Genomic DNA, 26081 nt, shown 5'->3' with positions numbered 1-26081 from the left:
GCGCATCGGCAGAGCATCAACGAGGTAGGAATCGGGATAGCCCAACCTAATGGTGGACCGCCTGGTGGGTGCGTGCAGGAATGGCCCTCGCCGATCTCCGCACGTGCTGACTATTGTACCCGCAACCATTCCGCGCGAAAGCGTCTAGTGCGGTGCGCGATGCTGCAAGCCTACGATCTTCTTATTAAGCAAATTCAGATTTAACCCACAACCGACTGGCTTGGGCCGCGAGAAGAGGACTTTTTGAGGGAAAAAAGTGTCAGCCCTGCGATATTCGCCTGCTGCGCAGGCACCAGGAGACTTACAAGGTAGCCAATCGCAAAACAGAAAGTGACTCCGATTGTTGCGTACAAGAAGCCATTGATATCTGAATAGTAGGGCATGCCGAGCATGATCACTGCGCCAGCTATCGCACCTACCAAGGCTCCTATTCCAGTGGCACGTCGTGTGAGCATGCCCAATGCAAACAGCCCCCCCAACACGCCCATGAAGAGCCCGATAACCTTGACGAATTGGTCGAACAGCGAGCGAATGTCGGGACTGACAAACAACAGTGCGATCACGGTACCGATCACACCGAACAGCAAGGTGAAGCCGCGGGCAGCTTGTAAATATCCGTGCTCCGATCTCAGTACAGCGAATGGACGAAGAAAATCGGTGACCACCGCTGTTGCAGTAGAATTCATGCTGGTAGAAACCGTCGACTGAGCAGCGGCGAAGATGCCAGCAACCAGTAGGCCTGCAATACCAACTGGCAACTCATTGGCGATGAACAGAGGCAGGATTTGATCGGTTGTGAACGTAGGATCAAGCTTCTCTGGATGCGAGTGGTAAAATAAGAACAACGCAGTTCCCATGAAAAAGAACAAGAAGCTCGCCGGAATCGCCAGGATGGCAGCAAACCAAATGGAACGGGCCGCGCGACTTTGATCAGGTGTCGTCATGTAGCGTTGCACCACGGCTTGATCGGCAGTGTACGAAGAAATGTTCTGGCCAATTCCGCCGATCACCACTACCCACAACGCCAACGAAGCACTCGTGGGATCAAGATGCAGATTGGCAAATTGCAGCTTGCCTTCTTGCCAGGCGAGTTGAGACCAACTCTCCGCAGAATCTCCGGTGCCCCAGAGCATCACTGATAGACAGACTACAGCACCGCCGAGAAGCACCACCGTTTGGATGGTATCGGTCCAGATCACTGCTTCCACCCCACCGAGGGTGCAGTAGAGGATACTCAACACTCCCATCAGCAGAACACTCTCGACTGGCGACAGTGGTGTAACCGTAGCCAGCGTGAGTGCGGCCAGGGACATTACGATGCCCATCCGAAACAAGTGAAACAAGGTGAACGATGCGCTCGCAAACAGTCGCACCAAACGATTAAAGCGTTTCTCCAAGTATTCGTACGCACTCGTTGCATCGATCTGGCGGAAGAAAGGTAACGCCAAGTACACAGCAATCGGCGCGACTGCCAGAATCATGCAATTTCCCAGCAAGTACACCAAGTCCTGAGCATACGCCTTAGCGGGGATCGCCATGAATGTGATGGAACTAAGCATCGTGGCAAAAATACTGCATCCGGCCGCCCACCAAAGTACCTTTTGACCTCCGCGAAAGTAATCGTCGGTACTCTTGTTTTGCCGAGCAAAGAACACACCAACGCCGACCATCGCAATAAGATAAACACCCAATACCGAGAAATCGATCGCACCAAACGAATGATCCTGTTGCTTCAGTTCGATCAACCAGACCTCATCGGTCCGAACGCCTGGTTGCCGTTCGCCGGAAGCGAGCACGTATCGATCTCCCCACTGGGTCGCGGGAGTGGTCACCGCGTTGGCTGGTGTTTCGCCGGCCTCGACCCACGTATTGGTAATCGTATGGTATGCGAGCGACTGTTTCTTGAAACCAGGATGATCAAGCTTTAGCTCGGCAGCTTGCTCCCACAGCGAACCATCCGCTCCCGATAGAGCAATGATATGGGACTGACCAGCCGGTATGGCGGTGCCCGCCATCAGTGGATGCGGCAGATCGGCACGCCGTCGCCAGGTGTTTGTGGTTGGGTTGAACTCGTAGAGATCGCTGAGGGGAACGATGTCGTCGGCCGACGTACTCTCGCTCTTCACGCAGCGGCCCCCGAACACATACACACACGTATTGAAGCCATTGTGTTGGGCAATCGTATCGTTGAAAGCTCGCTCAGGCCCTGGCAACGGAGCAAGGCTTTCCCAGGCCGGCTTGGGATCGTTAAGATCCAGCCGCCAGAGGTTAGTTGTTGCACTCAGTAGCGATCGATCTGCCTGACCACAAGCGAGGTAGACCACGTCGCCGAAGCTGGTCGCTGCGCCATACGCGCAAGGTGCCGGTAGGTCGGGCAGGGGAGTTCGCTCTAATTTTTGTGATTCGGGCATCCAACGGAGCAAGAAGCACTTCTTGGAAACCTGCTTGCCATCGTCTCCCCCCAGACAAGCGATGCCCTTCGACGTATTAGCGACCGCCCCGTAGGCCATAGGAGCATCCAGCGCAAATCCTGAATGCCATTGGTAGCTCTCTTCGCTGTCGCGAGTCAGCACCCAGGCATCCGCGTGCCAGACCTTGTCGTTTTCCCAATAAGGTTGCTTAGGAAAATTGGCTCCTCCCGCTACGACGAGAGCATCGTGATCGACCCCGACGAATGGCCCCGCCACTCCAACTGGATTGGGGAGTTTAGGGAGCGATTGCCAATGGAGAAAACCGTTGGGCGATTCGGTTTGAGGTTCGCCTGCCATGCAATTCACGGTCAACCATAATACCGCAAACAACCAACCACCGAGCTTGAGAGTTCCGCCCACGCCTGTCTCCCCAAACAACGAACACTAGCCAGTCGAGCAGAGAGGACACATCGCAAGCTTGTCTCAACAGCCGCTCACTAGATCGATACGATTAAGAACCACCAGCAAGCCCCATGGATGCTGACGAACTGTTGGAGTCGGCCGAGATATTGCTGGGCGGAGTTAGCGCGTCGAACTGCTCTTGCAACCACAGCTTCTGTGTTGCATCGAGCTCGCGCAGCGGCAGCCGAAGCTTGCCAGTGCCGATCCCTTTTTGCGCCAACATGTACTTGCCAGCGGCCGGAACTCCCACCTTAATGCAAGCATCGATCAACTTGTTTGAATACAGCGACCAGGCGCGAGCCAAGTCGAGATCGCCGGACCAGACTGCCTGGATGATATTGCGAAACACCTCGGGAACCAGCCCGTAGAAACTTCCAACTGCCATTTGGGCTCCATGCGCTGTGGCTGGCAACAGCAATTCATCGCGGCCGAACATCAGATCGATGGTATCTTTCCACTTGGCCAAGCAGGCAGCAAATTCACCGAGATCTTCGTGGGTGTATTTGACACCAGCGAAGTTGGGAATCTCTTCGCATGCCCGCGCGATGAAGGCGTCCATATCGACCGGCACACCGCTCATGGACGGAATATGATAGTAGTAGAACTTGGTTTCTGGAGCCGCCAGGGCAATCTGAGCTACGTACTCGATCAGGTCGTCGAGCTTGCGAGGGCGGATGAATGTGGTCGACATCGCCGAGATAGCCCCCACACCATTCTGCTCGGCGTGCTTGGCCATCCGTTGGCACTCTTCCAGACAATTGTGTCCAACGTGCACGATGAGCTCTAAATCGCTGCCGCTGTTCTTCCAGGCTTCCACCGCCTGCATGCGTTCGTCGACGGTAAGCGAAAGACTTTCGCCGGTTGTGCCATTCACGAAGATCTCGCGAATGCCATCCTTCACCAACTCAGCCGCGTAGGCCGGGATGGCTGAGTAGTCGACGGAGAGATCATGGTTAAATGGAGTGTAGGTAGCAGCAATTAGCCGGAAGGCATGGCCGTTCATTGTTATTTCCGCAAGTTACATCAACATAAAAAGCACTCAACGAAAGCGAGTCTTGGTAACCAAGGAGGTTACGCATACTCTCCGTTCGCTATTCATCCGATGACCATCATCGCAATCACATCGAGTGCAAAGCAAAATCTTGGGTTTTCGAATCGCTGCTGACCGTACAGGTCAGTTCTGAATTCGTATTGTATTTAGCAGGCAAGTAAGGCTCGGCGGGACCACCTTCGACCTTGCTCGACCCAGGCCCCGAGCCCGCGGATTGCGTGCCCGGGCGATACGCCTGGATCTCGACGCGGTGTTTCCCGACAGGCACTCCGCCTCGCGACTTCGCCACGTAATGGCCATCCTTAATGGGTCCACCAGAAACCGGCCCCTGAGTCTTTTCAATCGGGAAGAACCGGATCTCTCCATTCGGTATGCCTTGGCCATCCAAGGTAATCGTACCTTCTAATACCACTTTATCGATATCCGAACTCCGCCCGCAGCCGACCATCGTAGCCAGTAATGCAGCAAACAACAGACCGCTCGGCCAAGAAACTCGAAAACTACTCATAACCACGAAGTCCATGACGCACGAAATTAAACCTGGGAATACAATTGGGCTGCGATCGGTTAGCGAATCGGCCCCCCGGTGCCACCGCCGCCGCTCGACGGAGGCAACCGATTCACCCCACCTGCGGTATCGCCCGACACGGTCTCGCCGTCGGCACGGGTCGCCCAGGCGAATAGTACGTCTTGGTTCACGTCGTCACTGACAAACTGGGTACTACCGTCGGCAAACAGCAGATGAGCCCCACCGGGATGATAGCTCGACAGGCCATTTTCGCGGTGGTATTCGTCGTGGCGATTGCCGCCATCGCCGTCAAAAGGATCGATACCGTCGTCCCGACCCCCTGGCAAAGTACCAGGACCATTGATGCCTTCGTACACGTCAGAAATCGCGCGAGTGACCCACGTGACTCCAATCCATGCCTGATTACTATTGGCATCCACTCCCATACCACTGGTGATTTCACCAACGGCAATCGTATTAGTGGTTCCATCAGTGATTTTACCCACCGATACCTTGCTGTAGTTGTGGAAGATACCGCGCCCAATGGAATGGGGTTGGTATAACCAACAGTGGGCTTCGACACTATCACCAATGCCCACCATATTCGAAAGTCGCCAGTCGTTGCCTGGGCCTAGACCATGATCGGCCCCCGAACAGCAGTCGACCCACTTGGCGTCGTTCACTTCACTAGGACACACGTAACCTTCTACCAGCGTAGTGGAAGCATCCCAATTGACTCCCGCAAACACCTCGAGGTCAAAGTCGAGCTGGTCGTACAGCACCTCTTCTTCCATGTAGGGAAGAATAAATGTGCTCCAGCCAAAACTGCGAATACCAGGCTTTATGCCAGGGCAGGCGGACTCCGAAGTATTCTCCGTGAAGTTGGTTCCCGGTGGAAAGACCTTCTTCGAACTGTGATAATTGTGCAGCGCGATACCGACTTGCTTGAAGTTATTCTGACAAGCGGTGCGACGCGCCGCTTCGCGAGCCGATTGCACTGCCGGCAACAGTAGGGCTACGAGGATGCCAATAATGGCAATCACCACCAGCAGTTCCACGAGCGTAAACCCTGTCGCACGCGAACGTTTGACCTCTACTCCTAACATCACAAAGCTCCTAGAAAAGATCGGGACTTACGAAGCGATAGATCACTCCCTACCGATAAATGCGCGGGCCTAGGCCCGTACCTTGCGAAATGCCACTCCGGCCACAACGGTTGCCAACAGTAAGACAGCGAACGAGCTTGGCTCGGGCACCTGATTGCCACCAGCAAAAATGCTTAGGTCAATGGAACCCAATCCGGCCGCTAGCAGTTCGCTTCTTAGAATCACCGCATCATAGAGGTCAACTCTACCATCCACGTTCAGATCGCCACTTTGTCGTGTTCCCCAATCGCCGATCGTGATGCCATTCACCACGTGATCGGGGGTATCCCACATTTCTACTAAGGCTGTTACATCATCGGCATCGACCGAACCGTCGAGATCCACATCGCCCGGCTGCAAGGTGCCGATACCAAGGCTGCTGAGTTCGTGAGAGATGTAGTGGTTGTCATCAAACAGAGAGAAAGCTCCCCAGTTTTGACCGTCGGCATTTAGACCGCCGATTCCGTTAGTTCCACCGGCCGAACCGTCGGCACCAAGTTCGTCGCTGTTGTCGCCCCAGAGGAACATCTCGAGATTGTCCATCACTCCGGTGTAGAAGTTGCCATCGCCTGCTTGATTGCTACCGACCGAAAGCGATGTGGAGTCGGCATCCATATTCTGGGTTTCACTCGTTGCATAAACGGCAACCCCATTCACAAAGAGCACGCTCTGGTAGGCCGAGTTCCCCTGACTGAGGTTCTGATAGCCGCCGACCTGCATCACGTGAGCCCAACCATTGGAGTCGAGAGTGCTAGCCACTGACACCCCCGAGTCACCACCACCATCGAACTGTAGTCCCCAGTTACCTGAGTCGGTGATATACACTCCATTCTCTGGGGTGTCGATCACCAGGTCCTGGCGATCTCCAGCAGTAAGGGCGGTCGTATCGGGTCTTGCCCACAATTGAATACCGTGCGAATAGATACCTTCGTAGTTCTTAGGGAACTCTCCATTCACGAAGAAAGTCGTATTGTCCCAGAAATCGCTGGGGCGATTCAAACTCAGTGGGGTCGAAAGCGATGCGGCACCGTTAAAGTTTGCCCCCCACTCGCCAGCCCCAGCGCCTGGTCGGTTCGATACGCTGGTGTAGGTCGCACCATCGACGATCAGGTCTTGATATCCACCGCTGGGGCCGATTTCGTCGCCGGTAACCATGTTGGAATTGAAAAGGAAGCCCATCGCGACTCCCTCGCCCACCGAGACTCCGCCGACCGCTGGGTCCGTGGAACCCGAATCGCCAAACAAGTACTGGCGATCATTGGTTGTGGCGTTCGCATTGCTAGCAAGCACACACCACGAAGCCGAAAGCAACGTGAGTAACAACTTTTGACCGGCTACTCGCACCTTTCGACCTGCAACCGCAACGACTCCAATCACCAACATGAAGAGCGTAGAAGGTTCCGGCACCGCTGCTTCCGACAGGCCACTTACTGGCGAACTCGACAAGCCGAAGTTGGCTTTCCACAGATTGTAGTCTGCCATGTCGACACCATTCGCCCCGTCGCCTTTGTTAGCGATGGTCGACTCGTCGGCACCAAGATTGTCGCGCCAAACAGTGTAGTCGGCGAGGTTAACAATTCCATCGTCGTTGAAATCACCTTGCAGACCAACCACGTAGCTGACCATTATCTCGCGGAAGCCCGATTCTCCTTGCACGTGGTACTCAAACTTCAGACTAGTGTCTTCCTGGCCGAGATCGGCGTACGCGGTTCCCAGCGACTGAAACTCTCCACTCGCAAGCGTCCAGGTGCTTCCGAAGATACCTTCGGAAAGTTCACTGGCGGTGCTTCCCAGTTCCGTCCAGTCTTCGGGAGCGGCCACGTTTTGATCGTCGAGGCTCAACCATCCGGAGGGATTCAAACTGTCGCTCTCGCTGGTCAGCCGATATGAGTCGAACGTGAGATCGGTGCCTGTTTGGTTCACCAACATGACCAGCCCTGTATCCTTGTTTACAACCAACTCGTACGAGGGAGGCTCAGGCAGCGGAAGAAACTCGTTGGTCGACAACACCTGGTCGCTGATTCGGAAGTGGTCTATCAGACCATCGAATCGGTTGGAAGAACTTGTGTTATAGGCTCCCAAGCGTACGTCGGCAGTTCCGTCGCCAACCTCTCCCAACCCGGCCGACAACACCTCTTGATAGACTTCGGTGTAGTCCAGGTACGTGGTGACTGTCACCTGAGTCGGATCACTTGTAGCGCGCTCGTACGTGATGCCGAGGTGATGCCACTCTGCGTTGTCAATAAGATCGCCAACATAAATAGTCCCTGTATTAATATGACGATTGGGCCCATCGTCGAACACGTACTCGATATTTCCCGAGTCTTCGCGAATCCACCATTCGGCGCCACCAGTTTGTCCCATGATGCCATCGCGACCGCGGTCATCGCCATTCCAGTTCAACACCGCCTCAAAGGTGTAACTGGTGTTTGCCCCGAGCGTGAAGTAGGGGGAAGGGGTTGCTTCCTCACCAAACCACGCGTTGGGGGCCTCGCTGCCGCCGTCGCCCAGACCGTCGCGAAGGATCACAAAACCATTAGCATCTTCGTTGTTGATTACCGTGGTGCTACCGGCGTAGGCCAATTCAATCGGCGTGTTGTTTGCATCGCTGGCACCACCTCCCCAGAAGCCATGGTAACGGTTGCCAGACAAGTCTTGAATTCGGCTGCCATCACCGATAGTTGTGTCAGGCGTGAGATACTCGAAATCAACATCCAGCACCCCGCCGATTGCAGCATTCGCCGAAGGGGTGAGCATGGCCGTGGCACACAAACACACTGCGACGCTGAGAAGTAGTCTACGCCAGGGCGAGCAACACGACAAAACCAGCAAGACCATACCCATTATTACTGCAGTGGTCGGTTCGGGCACCGAGACTCCTTCCAGCGACAACGAGGCCGCGCCAGGATTAGCAGCGAGATAGGCATCGTTCAGCAGAATGAAATCTTCAAGCGACACAGAACCGTCATCATTGAGATCGCCCAGTCCATAACGCTCTGGTTGGCTAACCACCGTCGACGAGGTATCGACCCCGTAGTTAGGAACAAATACGTCGAAGAAATCGTTTTGGTCAATATCGCCATCGAAATCGAGGTCGCCAAACTCAAACGATTCACCCCCATTGCCGACAAAGTTCACCTGCAACGGCATCACCGTGCCGTCGTCCAAAACAAGGCTCGCTTTGACATCTTCGTTGTAATAGCGAATCCAAGCGTTACCTAAGTTCATGCTGCTACCAGCGACAAAATCAGCTCCGTTGTTGGCACCACCGCTTTGCTCGAATTCGAGTTCCGTAAGATCCGAACGCTGATTGGATGCACTGAGCTTGGTCCAATTGTTGTCGGGGTCGACTTGATTCGGGCCTGGGCTCCCCGCATCGTAGTTTTCGGCAATCGATAGCCATTGCCCAGGATTTAAAGTCTCGGCATCAGAAGTAATGGAGTAGCCAGCGATATTAGTCAGGGCACTAGCACCCGCAGGTACCGTGATTGAAATATTTCCGGTTTCGCGATCGATGGTCAGTTCGGGCAAGGGGACCACGTAGTCTTGGGCTAGCGAATTGAAGGTGGATGTGTGGTCGTCGATATCGTTGTAGTACAAGACTCCACCGATCTGCCCTTTTAGGCCGCTATTGCCATTGGAGTTGTTCCCCATCCGAGCGCGATCGACGTCGAGGGCTACGTCCGAAGCTGCGCCGCTGATTGAATTCGAGCCAGCCAATGTCTCCACTTTGAGCGTTGCGGTTGAACTAGGTCCATTCCATACCAAACTGGCTGCAAACCACTCGCCAGACGGCACCGGCACCGAGACCGCTACCGACTGCTTGATCATGCCTTCTAGCTCGCCGGTATCGTGATTATATCGCAGCCCAAACCCATCATTAGAATTCGTTCCCCCACCAATGGCTGCATCGTCGCGGAAGTCGAAGAAGTAGCTATTGCCAGTGCCGCTGGGATCGACTCGAGCCGTTAACAACAACGAGCCCATATTTACATCGGCCGCCCCGTTGTATCCATCGGCCAAGGCCACGTCGTCTTCGAATATAAGCAAGCTATCGTTGTCGCTCGAATCGAGGTAGTCGAGCACCATTCCGGCTGGATGGTAGCCAAGGATTGGTTTATTTGCGACATTTCCTTGCTGGGCATCGAGAAACTCATCAAGACCGTTATCCGGATCAGGAGCTGGAATGCTGGGAACGCGTGTATCCATTACCCACCCCACGTGATCTCCAAAGTCAGCCGCCGGCACGGTGCCGTATCGATTGTCTTCGTAACCATTCATGAACAAGGTTCGTGAATCGCTCGGGTCGAACTGCATAACGAGCACTGCCTGAACCGACGAGCCACTGGTCAAAACAAACGCGAGAATGAGTATTGCGAACGGCCTTGTTGACTAACTCCACTCGAACTGTGGAAGCCCGAGTTGGGTGAATTGATTGATGATTTTACAGCGCAAGCGGGCTTCCGTTTGTTGGTTTTCGAATACTCGGTTTTTGAGATGGCTCCCAAAGCTTTGTTTCACTCGGTACATGGTCGTTTCCGCCAAGCTTCTACGATGATAGCCCACTTCCTCTTTCCAACTCCTACGCCCCTTGCGTCGAATCTGACGAATTGCCTCGTCCCGGGGCAAAGGCTCCTCCGCAGAGTTGCCATGTTGTTTGATCTTGGCGTTGTGCTGCGGCGGAATCACCGGCTCAATGCCTTCGGATTCCAGCCCTTCATAAACCTTCCACTTGTCGTAACTACCGTCGCCGTGAAACTTTTTTACGGGCTGCTCCACCTGCTCCAGCATTTCGGGAACCGCATCGGCATCGTGGCAACTGTTCTCGGTCAAAATCTCCGCCACAATCTCGCGGGTGTCAGGATTCACCGACAAATGCAGCTTCCGCCATGTCCGCCGCTTCGACTTGCCATGCGTCCGCATCTTCCATTCGCCCTCGCCAAACACTTTCATGCCGGTGCTATCCACCACGATATCGATGTCGCCCCTCTTGTTAGCGATATCGAGCGAAACATTCAGCTTGCTGGCTCGCTTGGCGAGCGAAGAATAATTGGGAATCGCTGCCTCGACGCCCAACATCGCCACCAGCGAGCGGCCGAATCCCTCAGTCTGCCGATAGGGAAGTTTCAGCAGTTCGCGAATCGTCAGCAAGCACTCGATCGCCGTATCGCTGAAGACAAAAGGGCGACCGACTTTTGTCTGGTCGTTAGGATGTTCCCAGTTCTCCAACGCCTCGTCGCTAAACCAAATAGTGATGTTTCCACGCTCGATGAGCGACTTGTTATACTCCTTCCAGTTCGTGACTTTGTAGGTTCGTTTTTCTTTCGTAGCCATGTTCGATCTCCGTAAAAAAGGTACGTGGTTCCATTCCACGTTAGTTTTTACGGAGGTTTGTGACTAATTGTTCAACAAGGCCATTGCGAACCGCCATTCACACATACGATTAAGAGGTGTGTACGCCATCATTGTCGGTCACCTTCTGCACTATGGAAGAGAATATCGAGTAGTGAACATATTGGTAATAAAAGAGGTCTCTGAACTACGGTTGTGCTGATGGGCTCTTGAAAAATGCACCAGCGATAAAGCTCCAGCTACCCCAAGCGGTAGCGAACCGGGCTCAGAAACGGGGTGAAACAGTGGTTGCAGGCCAGCCGTAGCGACGCCCGCGTCGTGTAGATACGAACGTAGCAATACTGCATCGTGCAGATTCTGGGTACCATCGAAGTTAAGGTCGCCATTAATATAGCTATCAGCTCCTCCCAAGAAGTACCGGTCCGAGTTGGGAGCCCAACTGGCGACGAATGCTTCTAAATCTTGCGCATCAACGATTCCGTCCTGATTCACGTCTCCTTCCACGCCATTGAATGCTACCGGATCGAGATCGTCGAACGACATCGCACCGAACAGGATCTCTTGGTACAGCGAGTCTCCACCTTCCCAAAGCACGCCAAACTGTTGCGAATCGATTTTCACCAGATCGGAGTAGGCGGACGGACCCGGGTGGATTAGGGTCGACTTTTCCCAGGTGGTTCCTTCGTCGAAACTCACGCTAATGGTCATATCGTTGCGACTCGTCGGATTCGACGGCGCGGAGTGTAGTAGAATGTTTTGGTCGTCTCCTTCATCGGTCGCCTGAAAGCGAACTACCGCATTCTGGACCACCGGACTGCTGAGCTGAGGCTCAGCGACAAACGGTCCGTCGTAGGTCAAGCCGCCATCGCGACTGTAGGCGATGGAACGAGTTCCCGGGGCGGTTCCGTTGTCGCGTGAGTTGAAATAGAGAGAGCCATCCACCAGTTCCACCGCTACGTTTTCGTTCGGCTTGATAACACCGCTTGTCTCGTCGTACACGGCGCCGAGCGCCCAGGTCTCGCCATGATCGTCGCTATACACGACATGGGCACCCCAATCGCCGCTTATGGTGTGGTCCGAGGGAATCACCAACCGCCCAGCGTGCGTACCGCGCTCAAGTTGAATCCCGTGCACCGGGCCAGTTGCGTACCATCCCCATCCAGCCGGTTTGACAGCAGCAGTTATCTCACGGGCGCGGCCATCGCTATCGGCTTGCCAGGTCTTGCCATGGTCGTCGCTATAAGTGACAAACACTCGGTCGTTTTCGAGAGTGAAGGGCATCCAGATTCGGCCTGGGTGCTGAGGATCGAGCAGGTCGACGACAGGGGACTGATTTCCGGCGGTTACGTTTTCGGTTGGCAGGCCATCCCAGCCGCGGTAGTGATCGTTTTCGATCACCACCTGAAGCGGCCCCCAGGTGTCGCCATTGTCGGTGGAGCGTTTCATCACCACGTCGATTTCGCTGGCATCGCCGCCCGATCGTGCTTCGGCAAAAGCGAGAATATCGCCGTTGGCCGCTTTCACCATGGTTGGAATACGGAAGATGTTGTAACCTTCCTTTCCGCTTTCAAATACGACTCGCTTGTGAATTTCCGCGTGCAGCGTGCTACTCATCGCACAAGTGCACACAACCACCATTCCCAACGAGAGAAACCGCCTCAATCGTCGCATGATCAGCTAGTCCTATAACATAAGTAGTATCGGATCTCTGTTTCCAATTGTTCGTGCGGTCCAGCCGGGTTAGCCTCGTCGCAGACGACGAGGCCAACCCGACCGGTGCTGCCACCGCGTAACCAAGCTTAGCGGCGTCGAGCCCAGAAACCGGCCATTGCCAACGCGAGTAACGTTGTGGTTATGGTTGCTGGCTCCGGCACGATCGCTACAAAATCATCCGGATTCAGTGCTCCCAGGGAGATACGCACCTGATCCATATCTCCTACGAACTTTCGATTACTTACACCAATGAAATCACCGATCGTCAAGTCAGCGGTTCCACCCATGATGGGTGAGCCCCACGCATTGGGGGCAGCGACCATATCGACGAGTTGATGATCCACATAAAGTCGTAATTCCCCAGCCAATGCGTCGTAGACGCCAGCTACATGATGCCAGTCGCCGTCGGTTATTTCTTGTCCTAGCAAAGTAGAGTCGCTCCGCACCGCAGCTGTCGTGGTCGCATGATCGTCGAGGAAGAACCGCACGTCGCCATCTCCCTCGATACGAAACCACATTTCTCCGCCGCCGGTATCGTTCTTAGAGACCAATCCCATGGTGGAACCAACCTGTGACGTGCGAAACACCGACTCCACAGTGAAGCTCTCGCCCGGCAAAATGTACAAGTCACTATCGTTCGCAATTGAAAGTCGGTGCGAGCTTTCGCTATCGTCGCTAAATGAAAGCGCGGAGTCTCCAGCATCTAAACCACTGGTGTAGCTCAAGGTGTCGCTAAGAACGAAACCATTGTGGTTTCCAGTTTCATCGACAAGCAAATCGCCCGACACCAACCCAGTGCCTGGTTGCGACTCGTTGAATTTATAGTCGGCGAGGATTCCCGAAGTACGAATTCCAGGTGCAGGCAAGCTAGCAGGCGAGGCGGTTACGCCGTTTTGCATGACATCGAGCACTTGCCCATGCGACAATACGTCGTCGTAGAGAGCAATGTTGGAAAGCAGCCCATTGTAGAACCATTGGTTGCCACTGCTGTCGGTATTGGATCCGACTGCCATGGTATCGAGCGCCAAAGCGGCATCGGTGAGACTTCCCCACAGCGGTTCGTAGCTCTGTCCAACATGAACGCCGTCGAGGTATATGTTCGTGAGCTCCGTCACGCTATCGACCGAGACTGCAAAGTGATGCCAGTTTCCATCGTCGACACCTTCTTGACTAGCGACGAATCCCGCTTCGCCGGTGGGGTTGCCGCTTTCATCTCGAACGTCGTACCGCAAACGATTATTCTCAATGAACAAGCGAGCTTCAGTAGAACCGACGGTGCTGTTCGAAAGCGTAAAAATGGCTCCAATCGAAGTGTTGCCGTGGTTAAACCACCCGGTGATGGTGCCACTTGTGAGTTCGTTTAACTGGGAAACATGGTCGGACAAAGCGACGCGACCATCGACTCCATCGAGCTGCATCACATCGCCCATGACACCGTCGGTGACGCCTTGCGTAACTCCCCCTTCGATCGAGCCATCGTAACTGTTGCCCGATTGATCGAGTGCGGTACCGCTACCCGCGATGTCGTCCAATGGCCAGTGAGCCACCAGAACCGCCTGCGTTGTTTGAGCAAATAGAATAGAGGAAAAGGTGAAAGCAATTACCCACAGAGGTCTCTTCGTCATTGGACACTCCTCAAGTCAAGCTGTTACCTCATGAGACTAGGAACCAAGCCGTCCCGGTACTTGTAGCACCACTGGCACTTCCACACATTCTGGTTCTTCAATGCTGTTTTGAGTCTGAGCTAACAGCAGTTTGGCCAAGTGGTGACCGATTTCCTCATCCGAGGCAACCGGCTTCGCAAACGCGTAACGCTCCTCTTCTTTGTCGCGGGCGAAGTAATCGCAAAAGGTGATGTCGAACTTCCCTCGCTCCAATCCAAGCTGTTTGATCGCTTCGTCTACCGCTTCCGCCATGCGACGCGTACGGCAGATGATCGCCGTCGGTGGATCGGGCGTGTCGAGTACGGTCTTAATTTCGGCGATCGATGCGTGAATATCCGATGGCAATCCACGCATGGTCAGGCGATCGGTGGTAAACCCTTCGCCCGCAAGCTCAGCGGAAATTGCGTCGAGCGTGGAATGATCGCCCGGGTAGATGATTTGGCGGACAAAATACGCAAATCGTTTATGACCTTGTTCGAGGAGCCAGTTCGTGAGTATTTTGCCCGTATCCCACATATCGCGATCGAGTCGGGCCAGACCACGAATTCCGGGATACACCGATCCGTGAACCACCGCAGGCAAACCCGATCCTGAGACGAGCCGCTGCGTCTCGCAACTCGCCCGCACCAATACAAAACCGTCGGTAGTGTCAGCCCCTAACGCCTGGCTTATAAGTTGCTGCACCAGACCCACTTCATCCCCCTGAGGCAGGAAGCTGATCTGAACGTGAACTCCCGGCAATTCGCTTTGCATCCCCAACAGGATGTGATCGTTGCCAACCCCTTCTGTCCGTAAATAGAGTGGGTGAACGAGAAAATGCACGCGGTGCAGCAACAAGTGTTCGGTTGTATCTGGAGTAGTGAGTATAAATGCACCACGTCGCTGTTGTCGCGAGATAATCTGTCGCCGCGCGAGCAGTTGCAACGCACGATTAGCGGCACTCGTACTGACCGTCAAAAACTCAGAAGCTTCGGCCGTAGAGAAATAGCGATCGCCCGGCTGCAATTGCCTGGACTTGATATCCTCGATCAGCAACTCCGCCAAATCAGCAATTTGCGGAGTAATAGAAACCGCTCGCTTAGCCATGACCCTACAACTGAAAAGACAAGAAATACCGCCAGCGACTTGAGTCGTTGCCCGCATGATACTATTATATTGCCTTAGGTCAAGTATTATTTCTACGCTTTCAGAAATGTTTTAAACACCTGTTTTCCAGACACTATTGCAGCTCACTAGCCTTCAGGCTGGCCCCACGTGCTCTAAGATGACACCTCGGACTGGGGAAGATCTCGTAGAAACCACATCGAACCGGGCCAATTTGCTCTCTGCCTTCTTATCTCGGGAGATTCGCATGTCGCCGACACGTTTCCACTGCTTCCAACTCGTCCTAGCGTTGATTATGTGTGCAACTGCCTTCCGTCCCGCGGATGCAGCCGATGCATCAGGCTCGACTACAGAAAACTCGACGGTTCACGAAGTCGACGTGTTCGTATCGGGACAAGGTGCCTACCACACCTACCGCATTCCCGCGATCGTCGCGACCACCGAAGACACGCTGCTCGCTTTTTGCGAGGGTAGGAAAGAAGGGCGGGGCGACGCTGGCGATATCGACCTGCTTTGCAGTCGCTCGACCGATCAGGGGCTAACCTGGTCGGAGCCTGTCGTAGTTTGGAACGATGGCAGCAATACCTGTGGTAACCCAGCCCCGGTGGTCGACCAAGAAACCGGCGTCATTTGGCTCGCTTGTACTTGGAACCTCGGATCAGATCACGAGAGCCAAATCATGGCGGGCACGAGCGAAGACGTGCGTCATGTGTACATGCTGAAATCGGAGGACGACGGACTCACCTGGTCGACGCCAAAAAAGATTAGCGAGTCGGTTCGCCAACCGCACTGGCGATGGTACGCCACGGGGCCCGGCAATGGGATTCAACTCGTTCACGGGCCGCACGCAGGGCGGCTATTGATTCCAGCGAACCATTCGGATCACTCGAATCCCAAAGCACACCCTTACCGAAGTCATGTGTTTTGGTCGGACGACCATGGTGACACATGGCAACTGGGCGGCGTGCACGAAGATCGCACGAACGAATCGGCCGTCGTCGAGCAGGCGGATGGTTCCATCCTGCAATTCATGCGGTCGTATCACGGAAAGAACCGCCGGGCCGTGGCCGCGAGCGACACCGGCGGCAGCAAATGGGACTCACTCTATCTCGACGAGACTCTCGATACGCCCGTGTGCCAGGCGACGGTCATTCGCTACTCGTGGCCCGACGATGAGCAACTTGGTAGCAAGAGTCGCATTTTGTTTGCGAGCCCTCAAGGCACCAAGCGTTCTCACATGACTATTTGGCTCAGTTACGACGAAGGAACAACCTGGCCGGTTTCGCGAGAGATCTACGCCGGTGGTGCAGCGTACTCTTGTCTAGTGGTGTTGCCGAATCACCAAGTCGGTCTGCTTTACGAAAAGGACGATTACAAGAAACTAACGCTGGCGACCTTCACGATCGAATGGCTGGAAAACCAACCATGAAGCCACTCTCAAGCCGTGAGATACGCGGCAACTGGGCAACCTTGCTGGCCAGTTGGAACGCCGATGAGTCACTAGACCTGGGACGCATCGCGGTCGAGATCGACCTGCTCATCGCCGCTGGAGTCGATGGTATCTATTGCAATGGCACCGCAGGCGAGTTTCATGCGCAGACCGAGGAGGAGTTCGCCACGATTGGAAAGCTTCTAGCTGACAAATGTGAGTCGGCTGGCATGCCATTTCAAATCGGCGCCAGCCATACGTCGGCCATAATCAGTCGGCAACGCGTTCGCCTTGCCACGTTCCTGCGTCCCTCGGCCATCCAGGTCATCTTGCCCGATTGGTTTCCGGTGACCATCGACGAAGCGATCGTGTTTCTCCAACGCATTGCCGATGATTCCGCAGGCGTGGGGCTCGTGCTGTACAACCCACCACACTCCAAAGTCGTGCTGTCGGTCGACGAGCTTGCTCGGCTGGCCCACGAAGTACCACAACTGGTTGGTATTAAGGTCGCCGGTGGGGATGCCGAGTGGTACACCAAGATGCAACCGCTGTTCGAGCGGCTAAGCGTTTTTGTCGCCGGGCATACGCTTGCTACTGGAATATCGCAAGGCGCGCATGGCGCGTACTCAAACGTCGCATGCTTGAATCCTGCGGCAGCGCAGCGTTGGTACGATCAAATGCTCAACAACCTGCCGGCTGCCCTTGAGGTGGAAGAACGCATCCGCCGCTTTATGCGAGAGTCGATCGAACCCTTCATTACCGAACAGCGTTTCTGCAATGCGGCTTGCGACCGATTGCTGACTCAAGTAGGGGGATGGTGCGACATTGGCCCCAACATGAGGTGGCCTTACCGCTCGATTCCCTCCAGCGTAGTTCCCGCGCTACGTGAGATGGCGCAGCGCACCATTCCGGAGTTCATCGTGCAACAACCGTAACGCTTCGCCGAAGCTACGGCTTAGGATACACCTTCGCTTCTTTCGACCACGCCTTCCACTTGGCGGCCATCTCCTTCACCTTCTCGGGCATGTCGGCCGCCAGGTTATGCAATTCGGTACGATCGACTTCGAGGTCGTAAAGCTCCCACTGCGCCGCATCGATCCGGCGAGGCTTGGCAACGTTTCGCCCCACGAGCTTCCATTTTCCATCGCGAATGAATGCGTTGTGCTCGTGCTCAATGAAGATCGGATTCTCGCGGCCGAGGGCCTCTCCGGTAAACGCGCTACGCAGCGAAACACCATCGCCTGGCAAGATATCGTTCCCCTGGTAGGTCGTCGGATAGGTTGCACCTGCGACGTCGATCAACGTTGGCATGATGTCGATCAGCTGGGCGGGGCTTTGATACCAGTCGGCCTGCTGCTTTACGCCGTTCGGCCAATGCATGAAGAACGGAGACGAGGTTCCCCCTTCGTGGGCAAAATGCTTGTAAAGCCGGAACGGAGTGCAACTGGCATTCGCCCATGCTTCGCCATAGGAGTTATCGTTTTGCTGATTGCGTTTCTCGACATCGTAGAACTCACCGCGTCCGAGGATGCCACCTTCGGCACATGCTCCATTGTCGGAAAGAAAGACGATTAACGTGTTATCCAGCAGATCATGCTCAGTCAGGTACTTTTCAAGCTTGCCGACATTTTGATCGATGCGATCAATCACCGCAGCATAGATCGCCATCTTCAATTCCATCTCGTCCTGCTTAGCCGGTTTCAGAGAATCCCAGGCGGGAACCGACTCGGGGCGAGGTGAGAGTTCCCACTGCGAGTCGATCAAGCCTAGTTCGATCTGGCGTTGGTAGCGCTGCTTGCGTAGTTCATCCCACCCCATCTTGTACTTACCCCGATACTTGGCAATGTCGTCCTCGAATGCCTGGAGCGGCCAATGCGGAGCAGTGTAAGCCAAGTACAGAAAGAAAGGCTTTTCGCTCTGTGCTTGCTGGTGCTCGTCGATAAAGCGAATCGCGTAGTCAGTGAAGGCATCGGTGGTATAGAACGCTTCGTCGGTCGTGCTTTCGGGTTTCGCGATGGCCTCGTTGCCGAACGTCATACCGCGTGGATGCGTGGGGAAGAAATAGCGAGTCGCGCCGGGAATGCAACCAAAGTACTTGTCGTACCCACGTTGCAAGGGCCAGAGCTTCTGATCGTGGAAACCAAGATGCCACTTGCCTGCCATCAGTGTGGCGTAGCCACTCTCGCGCAGCACCTCAGCGATCGTAACGCAGTTGCGATTCAAGTATCCCTGATAAGCTGGAACCGAGTCATCGTTCACGTGCGTCGGTGAGTTGGTCATATGACCGATGCCCGTCTGATGAGGATGCATGCCGGTCATCAACGTAGCGCGAGTAGGACAGCAACGAGCCGTGTTATAGAACTGAGCAAACCGGACGCCACCAGCAGCCAAGCGATTAATGTTTGGTGTGTCGATCTCACTGCCGTAGCAACCGAGATCGGAAAATCCCATGTCGTCTACCATCATTAGAATGATATTCGGGCGTTCGGCCGCACCTGCACGACTCGCTACTTCAGTAATCCAACAACAACCAACGACTATCGCTGCGCAAACACTGATTGCACGACATCGGAACGCATTCATCGAAGTGCCTAACTATGATCTGTGCTCAGGCAATGGTATCGCACAGCCTGAGTAATCCATGGAAGAATCCAAGCATCGCCTGCGAAGGAGAACCAAAAAAGCTGACGAATTGCCGCCTTCTACAGAGATTTACGTAAAGATTTTGCCAGCCAAGAAACAATATACTATACCCACCTGGGCTTTGCGAATCGGTGATTTTTGATTCTCTCCGGCGGTTCCCCTTGTTGGTTGAGTAGTTTTTGCTCATCACAAGAGGGTTACACGAGAACCAAGAACACGTGCCGATCGCACGGCTCAATTACACCCTTTTTTGTCTCCTATTTCCTTGGTACTCCAAGGATCTGGTGGCCATCGAGGAACTTGCGCGCCGAGTTCCGCAAACTTTTTAACCTATACTCTTTTGTAAGCGGGCGGCTGTTGCCAAAATCCGCTTACGTTAGCTTGGACCCACATCACACGACGACTTGAGATGACTTATTCTCACAGTTTTTGCTTGGCGTTATGCATGGTCGCGTGTGTGTGTTGCTGTCCCTGCATAGCCGACGAACCAGCACTCTCCGCGGCCGACAGTCCTAGCAAACCGCTATTTACCGATCCCCACTACAACGGATCATGTGATCCCGAAATAGTTTGGAACAACAGCAGCCAGGAGTGGTGGATCTACTACACCGCACGTCGAGCCACGCGCGACATAGCGATCTACGTGGGCACGCCGATCGGTGCGGTTTCGTCGCCCGATCTTGTGCACTGGACGTTTCGCGGCTACGTGTCGTTCGACGCAGTGCCAGGCAAGCCCGACATGTCGACCACCTTTTGGGCGCCGGGCATCATCAGCCATGGCGACTCGCTGCACATGTTTGTCACTTACAAAGAAAACGCCATTCCTCCCTGGGGAGGTAAAGGAGTCATTCGGCACTACGTGACCTCTGCCACTCAACCGCTCGATGGCTGGAAGCTTGTTAATGTCCCCAACTTTAACCAGCCCGATCCGATCGACGCCTCGCTGCTGCGAATCGGCGACGAGTATCGCGCGTACTATCGCGTCGGGAAGGGGGGTGGCATTCAATGGGCCACCAGCACCGACCTGAGCGAATGGACTCCGCAAGGCAAATGCCCCGGCGACGTGAACGCCCCAGCCCGGCAGCGCGGCTTCGGCTACCAGGAAGCCCCTTATGTGTTTCGCTGGCGAGATCGCTACTGGATGCTAACCGATCCCCATGAAGGGCTTGCGGTGTACGAATCCGCGGACGCGATCACCTGGACGCAACGACCTCGCATCTTGCTCGAACCAGGTACCGGCTTGCAAGATAACAGCCGCGCGCGTCACCCTAGTGTGGCGGTCGTCGGCGAGCGGGCGTTCGTTTTCTATCACACCGAACCGAATCGTCCGTACCCAACCCCACCGCCCGAAGAGCGGACTCCGCACCAGAAAATCAGTTATTTGCAAATGGCCGAGTTGAGCCTCGAACAGGGGCAGCTGACCTGCGATCGTGATATCGCGATCGATTTAACGAGCCTGGCTCGGCCGTAATTATCGTCTTCCTTTCCACAAATCCCCGAGAACAAATGATGAGTGATTACCTGCTTGGACGTTTCCACTCGAAACCATTTCGCCTTGGCAGTTGCCTGGCAGCAATTTGTTTTTGCTGCAGCCTGCCGATGGCTCCGGCCAACGCGCAAGAAGCGAATGAACGCGAAGTGAAGAAGCCATTCGCCTCGGAGCTCATTACCAAATGGGGCGAGGAGGTCACTGCCGAGAACGCATGGACCGAGTATCCTCGCCCGCAACTGGAACGCAGCAATTGGCAAAACCTGAATGGCAAATGGGACTACGCGGTCCGGCTCGAAACCCGCAAGAACGCTCCCAAGAAATGGGACGGCGAGATCCTAGTGCCTTATTGCCTGGAATCCCGACTCGGTGGGGTGCAGCGACTGCTCACCCCGAAGGACGCCTTGTGGTACCACCGCACGTTCACCGCGACTCCTGTGGAGAACGAGCGAACCTTGCTGAACTTTGAAGCGGTCGACTACGAATGCGAAGTATTCGTCAACGGCTCTTCGGTCGGCACTCACAAAGGGGGTAACACTCCCTTCGCTTTCGACATCACCGACGAAGTGAAAGCTGGCGAGAACGAACTTATCGTGCGTGTGGAAGACAACACCCAAGAGTATCAGCTTCGAGGCAAGCAAGTGTTCAACGCCGGCGGCATCTGGTACACCCGCGTCTCGGGCATCTGGCAAACCGTGTGGCTCGAGCAGGTTCCTGCCAGCTACATCGAGAAGCTGAAGATCGCGACCGACGCCGAGAATGGCAGCATCACCGTGCGTCCCACCCTGAAGGGGGCAGCCGAGGGAGCCAAGGTAAAGGTCGTGGTGAAGGATGGCGAGCAAGTGGTCGCCGAGCAAATGAGCGATCAAGACAGCATCGAACTTACGATCGAAAACGCCAAGCTCTGGTCGCCCGACTCACCGCATCTCTACACGCTGGAAGTTAGTACGCTCGCTGCCGATGGCTCGTCGGCGGATTCGGTGAAGTCGTACGCTGGTATTCGCACCGTGGGTAAGGTCACCGATAAAGATGGTAACTTGCGGTTCACGCTGAATGGGAAGACCATCTTTCACTTCGGTCCGCTCGATCAAGGTTGGTGGCCCGATGGGTTGCTGACTCCTCCTTCGGACGAAGCGATGGCCAGCGACATCGAGTACCTCAAAGCGGCCGGTTTCAACATGATTCGCAAGCACATCAAGGTCGAACCTCGTCGGTACTACTATCACTGCGACAAGCTCGGCATCATGCTCTGGCAAGATCAGGTGAGTGCCGGTAAGGGTCCCGCTTGGACCCGCTTGGCTCCGAATCCCGAAGACGCCCAGTGGCCCGACAGCGCCCACGAGCAGTACATGGTAGAACTCGAGCGGATGATCGATACGCTTGAGAACCATCCCTCGATCGTGGTCTGGGTTCCGTTCAACGAAGCATGGGGCCAGCACCGCACGATGGAAGTCGGCAAGTGGACTGTCGAACGCGATCCTTCGCGCCTGGTGAACATCGCCAGCGGCGGTAACTTCTGGCCAGTCGGCGATGTGGTCGACGCCCACCAGTATCCGCACCCTGGATTCCCCTTCGAACGAGGAGAAGGGGGCCGCTTCGATGGCTTCATCAAAGTGGTTGGCGAGTTCGGCGGCCATGGGTATCCCATCAAGGAGCACCTCTGGAACCCCGAGACCCGCAACTGGGGCTACGGCGACCTGCCGCAGACGAAAGAGGAGTACAAGCAGCGCTACGAGACTTCGATCGAGCGTCTGAACTCGCTCCGTCTGCAAGGCATCGCCGCTGGTGTTTACACCCAGACCACCGACGTCGAAGGCGAGATCAACGGCCTGATGACTTACGACCGCAAGGTCATCAAGTTGCCAGCCGAGGATCTGGCGAAACTGCATCAGCCGTTGTACGAAGTACCGGCCGATGAGAAGTAATGCAGCCGCGCTGGTTCGCGTGATGGGCCGAAGCCATGCCTACCAGCTGCAACCTTAGCTGCAAGACCAACGACCGCGGCATTGCCACTCAACCGGCAATGCCGCGGTTCGCCATTTTCATTGCAGCCATCCCCGTACTACGATGGGGTGCTTCACAGAAAACGCTGGACAGTCAAACTACCGGGCGTTTTAAGAGTTTTGACAGACTAGTGATGCCAAGCCTGGCACCACCACAATTCCCCTAAGAGCAAGGGGAAAAGGATACTTGAGCGTGATTTGCACCATTCGACGTCTGATGTTCCTTGTAGTCCTGGCCGTGCTGATGCCGAGGGTGCTGTCGGCCGCGGAGACGACTCCGCCGAATATCGTGCTGGTGTTCATCGACGACATGGGCTGGTCCGATCTCTCCTGCTTCGGCGGCGAGGGACCCACCACCGAGAATATCGACCAACTTGCCGCTGAAGGCATTCGCTTCAACCACTTTTACGTGAACTCGCCGATCTGCTCTCCCTCGCGGGTGGCCATTACCACCGGCCAGTACCCGCAGCGATGGCAAATCACTTCGTACCTCGACAACCGGCAGAGCAACGACAATCGCAAAGTCGCTCAATGGCTCGATCCCAAAGCTCCGATTCTCGCTCGCGAGCTTCACCAAGCTGGCTACGCGACCGGGCACTTTGGCAAATGGCACATGGGGGGGCAGCGCGACGTCGACGACGCTCCCCCGATCACCGACTATGGGTTCGACCAAAGCCTCACCAACTTCGAAGGCATGGGTCCCAAGCTGTTGCCGCTCGCCATGACTCCAGAATGGCCTGAACCACGTAAGATTTGGGAAGGAGCTGTCCGCCTGGGTGGCCCTCCGGTCTGGAAGTTGCGATCGCAGATCACCGGTGGCTTTGTCCAGACGGCCATCTCGTTCATCGACGAAAGCCAACGCCGTGGGGTGCCATTCTATGTGAACGTCTGGCCCGACGATGTGCACTCTCCGTTCTTCCCGCCGGTCGAAGACTGGGCCGATACCAAACCGGGACTTTATCAAGCGGTGCTCGACAACATGGATCGCCAACTCGGTCCATTATTCGAGCGGATTCGTAGCGACGAGCAGCTTCGCAACAACACGCTTATCGTGTTCTGCTCCGACAACGGCCCCGAGTTCGGCGCGGGGACCTGCAAGCCACTGCGAGGGGCCAAAACCTGGCTCTACGAAGGAGGGGTTCGCTCGCCGCTGATCGTATGGGGGCCAGGGCTGATCAATACCGATCGCGTGGGGCAGATAAACAAACAATCGATGTTCAGCGCGATCGATCTGAATCGCTCGCTCTACCAGATTGCCGGCATCAATCCCCCGGCCGACACCCAGCTCGACGGCGAACCACTGGCCGACACGCTACTCGGCAAGTCGAACCAAAGTCGACAAGCACCGATCTTCTGGCGACGCCCGCCCGATCGCCCTGGCTTTAGCCAAGGCTTTCAGGAAGACAATCCCGATCTCTCCGTGCGCTCGGGCAAGTGGAAGTTCTACGTCAACTACGATGGTAGCCTACCACAGCTTTACAACATGGATAACGACGAGTCGGAAACCACCGATCTGGCCAGCGGCTACCCCGACGTAGCTCAGTCGCTGCAAAAAGCGGCGATGGACTGGAACGCAACGCTCCCGCAAGACGCTGGTGCGGATCAACCGACTCGAACCGAGTAACCTTATTCTACAGGATCCACTTCGATGCCAACCCATCGGTCATGCAAGCTCGGCATTATTCTTATTCTGTTGGTATTGCCCCTCGCTTCACTCGCCTGGGTGGCACCTGTGGCCACCGCGGGTGATCGCCCCAACTTTTTGTTGATCGTGGCCGACGACCTCACCTGGACCGACCTCGGCTACGAAGGCAACTCCGAAGTCCATACGCCGAATCTCGACCAGCTTTGCCAAGAGAGCATGCACCTGACTGGCATGTTCACGCCAGCGACCACTTGCTCTCCTTCGCGCAATGCGTTGTATACCGGGCTCTATCCGATTCGCAGCGGAGCTTACCCGAATCATACGCGGGTCTACGAGGGAACCAAGAGTGTGTTCACGCTGCTCAAGCAAGCTGGGTATCGGGTTGCCTTGCAGAACAAGTCGCACGTGGGGCCTCCGTCGAGTTTTCCCTACGAGCATATCGAAGGGGCTGATGACCTTACCGAGACCGAAGCGTTCGTGCGCCGCAGCGGCGAAGAACCCTGGCTGCTGGTGTACGCCTCGAACGATCCGCACGGGCCTTGGACACGCGGTCCCAAGAAGCGATTCAAGCCTGCCGAACTGACCGTCCCCCTGTACCTGCACGACAATCAGGATACGCGCCGCGCACTGGCGAACTACTATGCTGAGATCACGAAGCTCGACAACCAGGTTGGCAATCTGCTGAAACTGCTCGACGACTGCGAGCAAAGCGACAACACGTTGGTGGTGTTCGTCAGTGAGCAAGGGAGCAGCTTCCCCTACGGAGGCAAATGGAGCCTCTACGACAATGGCATCCGCGTGTCGACACTCGTCCGCTGGCCTGGCAAGGTGCAACCCGATTCGACTAGCGATGCACTAATGCAATACGTCGACGTGGTTCCCACCTTTCTCGAAGCCGCTGGCATCGATCCCACCACGATCGACGTCGGTTGCCCCGACGCTAAGGGAGCCACCGGGTACGATGGGCAGAGCTTCCTCGGCATCCTCACTGGCAAACAGCAGCACCTACGCGACTATATTTTCTCGCAACACACCACGGTCGGCATCCATGGTTACGACGAGCCCTATCCCATGCGGGCGGTGCGAGATTCGCGTTACAAGCTGATTCTCAACCTCACCCCGCAAAACACCTACTCCATCGGCGGCATCCACAAGCATCGCCTACTGGCTACCTGGCAGGCCGATGCCAAACACGATGCCGAACTGCAGGCCCGCATCGACTGGCTAGGCAAACGCCCCGCCGAGGAGCTTTACGATTTGGAGTCCGATCCGCTGGAAACTCACAACCTGGCCGACGATCCCGGGTATACTGAGATCAAACAGCGGCTGCGGGCGGCACTCGACGAGTGGATGCACCAACAAGGCGACCAAGGACTCGACACCGAAATGGCCGCCAAGAGCAGGCAAGGCCCTAGCGACGAAGAGAAGAAGGCCGCCGCACCGTAAGCGAATCCCCTATTCC

At 55.5% G+C, this 26081-nt stretch carries 16 protein-coding genes; 6 read left to right on the top strand and 10 right to left on the bottom strand.

Annotation, left to right across the window (positions count from 1 at the left end):
* Positions 1 to 200: 200 nt before the first annotated feature.
* The 9 genes from Pan181_RS10700 to Pan181_RS10660 all read right to left on the bottom strand — a co-directional run bounded on the left by Pan181_RS10700 (position 201) and on the right by Pan181_RS10660 (position 15392).
* Entirely contained in the window at positions 201 to 2768 is a 2568-nt protein-coding gene (locus Pan181_RS10700; RefSeq protein ID WP_145252144.1) for a sodium:solute symporter family transporter, read from the bottom strand.
* Positions 2769 to 2922: 154 nt separating this feature from the next.
* Positions 2923 to 3876, bottom strand: a complete 954-nt coding sequence (locus Pan181_RS10695) for a dihydrodipicolinate synthase family protein (RefSeq protein WP_145246802.1) — start codon at positions 3874 to 3876, stop codon at positions 2923 to 2925.
* 115 nt (positions 3877 to 3991) lie between these two features.
* A complete protein-coding gene (locus tag Pan181_RS10690) occupies positions 3992 to 4432 on the bottom strand; it encodes a hypothetical protein (protein WP_145246801.1) in 441 nt (146 codons plus the stop codon).
* A 59-nt stretch (positions 4433 to 4491) separates the two neighbouring features.
* A complete protein-coding gene (locus tag Pan181_RS10685) occupies positions 4492 to 5538 on the bottom strand; it encodes a DUF1559 domain-containing protein (protein WP_145252142.1) in 1047 nt (348 codons plus the stop codon).
* A 69-nt stretch (positions 5539 to 5607) separates the two neighbouring features.
* Positions 5608 to 9894: a LamG-like jellyroll fold domain-containing protein gene (locus Pan181_RS10680; RefSeq protein WP_145246800.1), complete on the bottom strand. Its 4287-nt coding sequence runs from the start codon at positions 9892 to 9894 to the stop codon at positions 5608 to 5610.
* Between the two features lie 75 nt (positions 9895 to 9969).
* Complete coding sequence (locus Pan181_RS10675; protein ID WP_145244898.1) at positions 9970 to 10911, bottom strand: IS5 family transposase; 942 nt, start codon at positions 10909 to 10911, stop codon at positions 9970 to 9972.
* 150 nt (positions 10912 to 11061) lie between these two features.
* Entirely contained in the window at positions 11062 to 12543 is a 1482-nt protein-coding gene (locus Pan181_RS10670) for an exo-alpha-sialidase (RefSeq protein WP_197529150.1), read from the bottom strand.
* 185 nt (positions 12544 to 12728) lie between these two features.
* Positions 12729 to 14267, bottom strand: coding sequence for a LamG-like jellyroll fold domain-containing protein (locus Pan181_RS10665; protein ID WP_145246798.1), 1539 nt, complete (start codon positions 14265 to 14267; stop codon positions 12729 to 12731).
* A 36-nt stretch (positions 14268 to 14303) separates the two neighbouring features.
* On the bottom strand, positions 14304 to 15392 hold the full coding sequence (locus Pan181_RS10660) for a GntR family transcriptional regulator (protein WP_197529149.1): 1089 nt from the start codon (positions 15390 to 15392) through the stop codon (positions 14304 to 14306).
* Positions 15393 to 15657: 265 nt separating this feature from the next.
* Here Pan181_RS10660 and Pan181_RS10655 point away from each other — a divergent pair, with 265 nt between their 5' ends.
* Both Pan181_RS10655 and Pan181_RS10650 read left to right on the top strand, forming a co-directional pair.
* Positions 15658 to 16839 (top strand): sialidase family protein, encoded by a 1182-nt coding sequence (locus tag Pan181_RS10655; protein WP_197529148.1) that lies wholly within the window; start codon positions 15658 to 15660, stop codon positions 16837 to 16839.
* Positions 16836 to 17774 carry a dihydrodipicolinate synthase family protein gene (locus Pan181_RS10650; protein WP_145246795.1) on the top strand — a complete coding sequence of 313 codons (939 nt, stop codon included), beginning with the start codon at positions 16836 to 16838 and terminating at the stop codon, positions 17772 to 17774. The genes Pan181_RS10655 and Pan181_RS10650 overlap by 4 nt, the downstream gene beginning before the upstream one ends.
* Before the next feature lie 13 nt (positions 17775 to 17787).
* Here the strand turns inward: Pan181_RS10650 and Pan181_RS10645 are convergent, their stop codons facing one another.
* Positions 17788 to 19422 (bottom strand): arylsulfatase, encoded by a 1635-nt coding sequence (locus Pan181_RS10645; protein WP_145246794.1) that lies wholly within the window; start codon positions 19420 to 19422, stop codon positions 17788 to 17790.
* A gap of 469 nt (positions 19423 to 19891) precedes the next feature.
* On the opposite strand from Pan181_RS10645, the gene Pan181_RS10640 reads away from it, so the two are divergent.
* From Pan181_RS10640 to Pan181_RS10625, 4 genes are all read left to right on the top strand, one after another.
* A complete protein-coding gene (locus Pan181_RS10640) occupies positions 19892 to 20953 on the top strand; it encodes a family 43 glycosylhydrolase (protein ID WP_145246793.1) in 1062 nt (353 codons plus the stop codon).
* Between the two features lie 128 nt (positions 20954 to 21081).
* Positions 21082 to 22896, top strand: a complete 1815-nt coding sequence (locus tag Pan181_RS10635; RefSeq protein ID WP_231943803.1) for a glycoside hydrolase family 2 protein — start codon at positions 21082 to 21084, stop codon at positions 22894 to 22896.
* 295 nt (positions 22897 to 23191) lie between these two features.
* On the top strand, positions 23192 to 24598 hold the full coding sequence (locus Pan181_RS10630) for a sulfatase-like hydrolase/transferase (RefSeq protein WP_145246791.1): 1407 nt from the start codon (positions 23192 to 23194) through the stop codon (positions 24596 to 24598).
* 24 nt (positions 24599 to 24622) lie between these two features.
* Positions 24623 to 26065, top strand: coding sequence for a sulfatase family protein (locus Pan181_RS10625; protein ID WP_145246790.1), 1443 nt, complete (start codon positions 24623 to 24625; stop codon positions 26063 to 26065).
* Positions 26066 to 26081 lie beyond the last annotated feature (16 nt).

The organism is Aeoliella mucimassa (assembly GCF_007748035.1).
Taxonomy (GTDB): Bacteria; Planctomycetota; Planctomycetia; order Pirellulales; family Lacipirellulaceae; genus Aeoliella; species Aeoliella mucimassa.
Note: the sequence above shows the minus strand (reverse complement) of the source record. Positions and strands in the feature narration are given on the sequence as shown.

Bases quoted from the DNA above. Each gene is read 5' to 3' on its own strand.
- Pan181_RS10700 (WP_145252144.1), bottom strand. From the start codon at position 2,768: ATGGCAGGCGAACCTCAAACCGAATCGCCCAACGGTTTTCTCCATTGG.
- Pan181_RS10695 (WP_145246802.1), bottom strand. From the start codon at position 3,876: ATGAACGGCCATGCCTTCCGGCTAATTGCTGCTACCTACACTCCATTT.
- Pan181_RS10690 (WP_145246801.1), bottom strand. From the start codon at position 4,432: ATGAGTAGTTTTCGAGTTTCTTGGCCGAGCGGTCTGTTGTTTGCTGCA.
- Pan181_RS10685 (WP_145252142.1), bottom strand. From the start codon at position 5,538: ATGTTAGGAGTAGAGGTCAAACGTTCGCGTGCGACAGGGTTTACGCTC.
- Pan181_RS10680 (WP_145246800.1), bottom strand. From the start codon at position 9,894: ATGCAGTTCGACCCGAGCGATTCACGAACCTTGTTCATGAATGGTTAC.
- Pan181_RS10675 (WP_145244898.1), bottom strand. From the start codon at position 10,911: ATGGCTACGAAAGAAAAACGAACCTACAAAGTCACGAACTGGAAGGAG.
- Pan181_RS10670 (WP_197529150.1), bottom strand. From the start codon at position 12,543: ATGAGTAGCACGCTGCACGCGGAAATTCACAAGCGAGTCGTATTTGAA.
- Pan181_RS10665 (WP_145246798.1), bottom strand. From the start codon at position 14,267: ATGACGAAGAGACCTCTGTGGGTAATTGCTTTCACCTTTTCCTCTATT.
- Pan181_RS10660 (WP_197529149.1), bottom strand. From the start codon at position 15,392: ATGGCTAAGCGAGCGGTTTCTATTACTCCGCAAATTGCTGATTTGGCG.
- Pan181_RS10655 (WP_197529148.1), top strand. From the start codon at position 15,658: ATGTCGCCGACACGTTTCCACTGCTTCCAACTCGTCCTAGCGTTGATT.
- Pan181_RS10650 (WP_145246795.1), top strand. From the start codon at position 16,836: ATGAAGCCACTCTCAAGCCGTGAGATACGCGGCAACTGGGCAACCTTG.
- Pan181_RS10645 (WP_145246794.1), bottom strand. From the start codon at position 19,422: ATGAATGCGTTCCGATGTCGTGCAATCAGTGTTTGCGCAGCGATAGTC.
- Pan181_RS10640 (WP_145246793.1), top strand. From the start codon at position 19,892: ATGACTTATTCTCACAGTTTTTGCTTGGCGTTATGCATGGTCGCGTGT.
- Pan181_RS10635 (WP_231943803.1), top strand. From the start codon at position 21,082: ATGGCTCCGGCCAACGCGCAAGAAGCGAATGAACGCGAAGTGAAGAAG.
- Pan181_RS10630 (WP_145246791.1), top strand. From the start codon at position 23,192: ATGTTCCTTGTAGTCCTGGCCGTGCTGATGCCGAGGGTGCTGTCGGCC.
- Pan181_RS10625 (WP_145246790.1), top strand. From the start codon at position 24,623: ATGCCAACCCATCGGTCATGCAAGCTCGGCATTATTCTTATTCTGTTG.